At 73.3% G+C, this 4,549-nt stretch carries 6 protein-coding genes; 3 read left to right on the top strand and 3 right to left on the bottom strand.

All coding sequences use genetic code 11. The annotated features are described in order from the left end of the window. On the bottom strand, window positions 1-463 hold a 463-nt coding region (locus CCN44_RS40285; protein WP_414820552.1), incomplete at its 3' end, for a helix-turn-helix domain-containing protein. Between the two features lie 189 nt (window positions 464-652). On the opposite strand from CCN44_RS40285, the gene CCN44_RS40280 reads away from it, so the two are divergent. Beyond that, entirely contained in the window at window positions 653-1,366 is a 714-nt protein-coding gene (locus CCN44_RS40280; RefSeq protein WP_059251711.1) for a DUF4232 domain-containing protein, read from the top strand. Window positions 1,367-1,377: 11 nt separating this feature from the next. On the opposite strand, the gene hemB is transcribed toward CCN44_RS40280, so the two are convergent. Together hemB and CCN44_RS40270 are read right to left on the bottom strand one after the other, a co-directional pair. Beyond that, the gene (gene hemB, locus CCN44_RS40275) at window positions 1,378-2,370 is read right to left on the bottom strand and encodes a porphobilinogen synthase (RefSeq protein WP_059251709.1); all 993 of its coding nucleotides are present in this window, start codon (window positions 2,368-2,370) and stop codon (window positions 1,378-1,380) included. A 10-nt stretch (window positions 2,371-2,380) separates the two neighbouring features. Then, entirely contained in the window at window positions 2,381-3,004 is a 624-nt protein-coding gene (locus tag CCN44_RS40270; protein ID WP_086704090.1) for a TetR family transcriptional regulator, read from the bottom strand. Between the two features lie 112 nt (window positions 3,005-3,116). On the opposite strand from CCN44_RS40270, the gene CCN44_RS40265 reads away from it, so the two are divergent. Together CCN44_RS40265 and CCN44_RS40260 are read left to right on the top strand one after the other, a co-directional pair. Continuing rightward, complete coding sequence (locus tag CCN44_RS40265) at window positions 3,117-3,548, top strand: nuclear transport factor 2 family protein (protein WP_086704087.1); 432 nt, start codon at window positions 3,117-3,119, stop codon at window positions 3,546-3,548. Next, window positions 3,545-4,420, top strand: coding sequence for an NmrA family NAD(P)-binding protein (locus CCN44_RS40260; protein ID WP_086704085.1), 876 nt, complete (start codon window positions 3,545-3,547; stop codon window positions 4,418-4,420). Before CCN44_RS40265 ends, CCN44_RS40260 begins: the two co-directional genes overlap by 4 nt. Window positions 4,421-4,549 lie beyond the last annotated feature (129 nt).

Genomic DNA, 4,549 nt, shown 5'->3' with positions numbered 1-4,549 from the left:
GCCCGCGCCCGGGCCCGAGCGCGGGCCCGGCTTCCGACGCGGCTTCGGACCGGGCTTCCGGCGCGCCTTCGGATTCGGCTTCCGGCGCGGCTTCGGATCCTGACGCGGGCTCGGGCCCGGGCGCGGGCGCAGGCACGGGCTCGGGCGCAGAGACGGGCTCGGGCGCGGACGCCCGTTCGTCTCGCGCCGGTTCAGGTTCCGCCCCCTTCCTCCCCCGGCCCGCGTCCGCCAGCACCCATCTCCGGTGGAGCTCCACGAGTTCCCGGGGCGTGGCCTTGCACAGTCGCGCGAGGCGCTCCACGGGCGCGTAGTCCGTCGGTACGGCGTCCCCGTTGCAGTACCGGTGGAGCGTCGACGTACTCATGTGGAGCCGCTTGGCGAGCGTGCCGTAGCTGTGCCCGGAGCGGTTCTTCAACTCCCGCAGCAGCTCGGCGAAACCGCTTCCATCCGTGCCGTCCGACACCGTACCTCCGCCCCCTCGTCCCATCCCGGCGTTCCAGGGACAGTCCGTTTCCGCTGGTCAAAGCCTGTGTGGGCGTTCCAGCGTCCCGGATCTCCGGTGGCTGCTGGCCACCGGGACGGGCCGGCCCACAGGCTGTGGTCAATCCAAGCACGCCAACCGGCCCAGCCCGAAAGAGGACTTGCTATGCGTATGCGCCATATTCGTCTGCTCGCCGCCACCGGCACCGCCGTCGCCGCCCTCGCGCTCACGGCGTGCGGCAGCGGGACGGGGACCGAGGACGAGGGTGCCTCCCGCCCGTCGGGGACGGCCGGTTCGGCCGCGTCGAAGACCCCCGAGGGCACGTCGACGACGCCCGAGGCCGCCGAAGGCACCGGCGGTCGCGCCGCGACCGGCACGCCCGCGGCCCGTACCCACGCCCCCGGCACCCGGCCGAGCGCCACTCCCGCCCACAGCGGCGGCACGCGGGCCGGCGGCTCGGTGGTGCTGTGCAACGGGGCGAACACCACCGTCACCGCGCAGCCCCTCAGCCGCCCCCTTAACCACATGCTGATCACCGTGAAGAACACGGGCGGCAAGACCTGCGAGCTGCCGTACTACCCGGTGCTCCGCTTCGACCAGATGCAGTGGGTGCCGCAGGCCGACGAGAGCACCCGGCCGCAGGCCGTGGTGAGCCTGGCGCCCGGCGAGTCCGGGTACGCGGGCGTGCTGCTGTCGGCCGCCGACGGCAGCGGCACCGGCGGCACGACGGGCCGCAAGCTGACGGTGGCCTTCCAGGGCATGACCCCGAACAGCAGCGGCGGCGCGTCCGCGACCCCGTCGCTGCCCGCCAAGGGCGTCTACTACGACAGCACGCTGAAGGTGACGTACTGGCGGCAGGACCTGGACGCCATCAGCAACTGGTGACGCCTCGCCGGCTAGCGCAGCTTCTGGGCCACCTCGGTGGCCCAGTAGGTGAGGATGGTGCGCGCCCCGGCCCGCTTGATGCCGGTGAGGGTCTCGAAGACGGCCCGGTCCCGGTCGAGCCAGCCCTTCTCGGCGGCGGCCTCGATCATCGCGTACTCGCCGGAGATCTGGTAGGCGGCGACGGGCACGTCCACGGCGTCCGCGACCCGGGCGAGGATGTCGAGGTAGGGGCCGGCCGGCTTGACCATCACCATGTCGGCGCCCTCGGCCAGGTCCAGCTCCAGCTCCCGCAGGGACTCGCGCCAGTTGGCCGGATCCTGCTGGTACGTCTTCCGGTCGCCCGTCAGCGACGAGCCCACGGCCTCCCGGAACGGGCCGTAGAAGGCCGAGGAGTACTTGGCGGTGTAGGCGAGGATCGCGACGTCCTCGCGGCCGATCTGGTCGAGCGCGTCACGGATGACGCCGATCTGACCGTCCATCATGCCGCTCGGTCCGACGACGTGGGCGCCGGCGTCGGCCTGCACCTGGGCCATCTCGGCGTACCGCTCCAGGGTGGCGTCGTTGTCGACGCGGCCCTCGGCGTCCAGCACGCCGCAGTGCCCGTGGTCGGTGAACTCGTCCAGGCACAGGTCGGACATGACGAGCAGGTCGTCGCCGACCTCGGCCCGGACGTCGCGCAGGGCGACCTGGAGGATCCCGTCCGGGTCGGTGCCGGCCGTGCCGAGGCCGTCCTTCTTGGCCTCCTCCGGCACACCGAACAGCATGATCCCGGAGATCCCGGCCTCCACGGCCTCCAGCGCGGCCTTCTTCAGGCTGTCCCGGGTGTGCTGCACGACGCCGGGCATCGCCGTGATCGGCACCGGCTCGCTGACGCCCTCCCGGACGAACGCGGGAAGGATGAGGTCGGCGGGGTGCAGCCGGGTCTCGGCGACCATGCGGCGCATGACGGGGGAGGTGCGCAACCGTCGGGGACGCGTACCGGGGAAGGATCCGTACTTCGTCATGTCCTCTACGCTACGCCCGCCCGGCCGGTGCCTTTGCCGACGCCGAGTCGGCCCCGGCAGCGCCGAGGACCCGTGCCGTGAAGGCCGCGAGCCGGGCCCGCAGTTCGTCCCCGCCCAGGCCCCGGTCGCCGGCCAGGTACTCGACCAGGTCGGCGCGGACGGCGGCGAGCAGGGCGTGCGCGGTGAAGTCGCCGTCGTCCACTCCGGGGACCTGTTCCAGCACCTCGCGCAGCAGGCGGTGCCAGCGGTCGTAGTGGTCGGTCCGGTAGGGGCTGTCGCTGCCGGTCGCCTCCAGGGCCAGCGCCAGGTGCCGGTTGTCGAGCTTGAAGGCGAGCAGGGCGTCCAGCAGGGCGGGGACGCGGACCGGCGCGGGCGCGGCGGGCCCGAGCGGTGCGGGACCCTCGGTCACGGCCCGCTCGATCGGCGCGAGGCGTGCCTCGTACAGCTCGCGGATCAGGCTGGTGCGGTCACCGAAGGCGCGGAACAGCGAGGCCTTGCCGACGCCGGCCGCCGCGGCGACGTCGGCCATCGTGACGTCCTCGGGGTTCGCACAGCGCGCGAAGAGGTCGTCGGCGGCGGCGAGGAGCGCCGCGCGGTTGCGTACGGCGTCCTTGCGCGGCTTGCGCTCGGCCATGAGTGGTCTCCCGGTTGCAATCCGGACCCGGGGTCCGTATTTTCGGTGAAGCAAGAAGCGGACCCATGGTCCGCATTTGCCATCGTACGAGATTCCACGGGACGGAGACACCATGCCCGCGACAGCTCCGCTCGCCCCCGGCGACCTCTACCGCCACGGTCTGCGCCTGCTGCTGGACAAGAAGATCGAGGACTGGGTCGGCCTGTGGGCCGAGGACGGTGTCATGGAGTTCCCCTTCGCGCCGGACGGCTGGCCCCGGCGGCTGGAGGGCAGGGCGGCCGTCGCCGCCTACATGCGCCACTACCCGGACCACATCGACCTGCACGACTTCCCCGAGCTGCGCGTCCACGAGACCACCGAGCCCGGGACCATCGTGGTGGAGATGCGCGGCGTCGGCCGGCTGGTGGCGACCGGCGCCCCGTTCGACATGACCTACATCGCGGTCGTCCAGATCCGGGACGGCCGCATCACCTCCTACCGCGACTACTGGAACCCCCTCGCCCTGCAGGACCCCGCCACCGACTTTGCCGGGAGCACCCGATGAGCCCCGCGACCGGCTCCGGCACCACGCTCGTCATCGGCGCGACCGGCACCACCGGCAGCCGTACCGCGGCCCGGCTGGCCGCGGCCGGACATCCCGTGCGGGCCGCCTCGCGCCGCGCGGTCCCGGTGGCGGGCGCCGACCCGGTCCGCTTCGACTGGTACGACCCCGCGAGCTTCGACCCCGCCCTGACCGGGGCCGACCGTGTCTACCTGGTGCCTCCCGTGGGCGACCCGGCCCCGGCCGCGGTCATGCTGCCCTTCCTGGAACGGGCCCGCGCCCACGGGGTGCGCCGGGCCGTGCTCCTCAGCTCCTCGGCCATTGCCGCGGGCGGCCCGGCCGTGGGCGCCGTGCACGAGGCGCTGCCGGGGCTCTTCGAGGAATGGGCGGTGCTGCGACCGTCATGGTTCATGCAGAACTTCACCGGCGCCCACGCCCATGCCACCGCCATCCGCGAGGAGGGCGTCATCCGCTCCGCCACGGGGACCGGCCGCGTCGGCTTCATCGACGCCGACGACATCGCGGCGGTCGCCGCCACCGTCCTGACCGACGACCGGGCCCCGGACACCGACCTGATCCTGACCGGCCCGGAAACCCTCTCCTACGACGACATCGCCCGCATCTGCACGGAGACCACCGGCCGCCCCGTGACCCACCACCGGCTGACCACCGAGCAGCTGCGCGACCACCTGACCGAGACGGCGGGACTCCCGGCCGCGTTCGCGGCGATGCTGGCGTCCCTGGACCACGCCATCGCCGACGGCGCCGAGGACCGCGTCACCACCACCGTCCACGACGTCACGGGCCGCCCCCCGCACACCTTCCGAGAAGTCCTGCACCGCGAAACGGGAACCCGGACGCCCGCACACCCCTAGGGTCTGGCGTCCGGATCAGGTCGGCTGTGGGGCACGTTGCCTCTCGGCCGGCCCGAGCGGGGCGTGGTGCGTGCAGCTGCAAGGCGAGGGACGACAACGCGGCAGATGCGCGTGCCACGCCCCGCGACG

The organism is Streptomyces tricolor (assembly GCF_002155905.1).
Taxonomy (GTDB): domain Bacteria; phylum Actinomycetota; class Actinomycetes; order Streptomycetales; family Streptomycetaceae; genus Streptomyces; species Streptomyces tricolor.
Note: the sequence above shows the minus strand (reverse complement) of the source record. Positions and strands in the feature narration are given on the sequence as shown.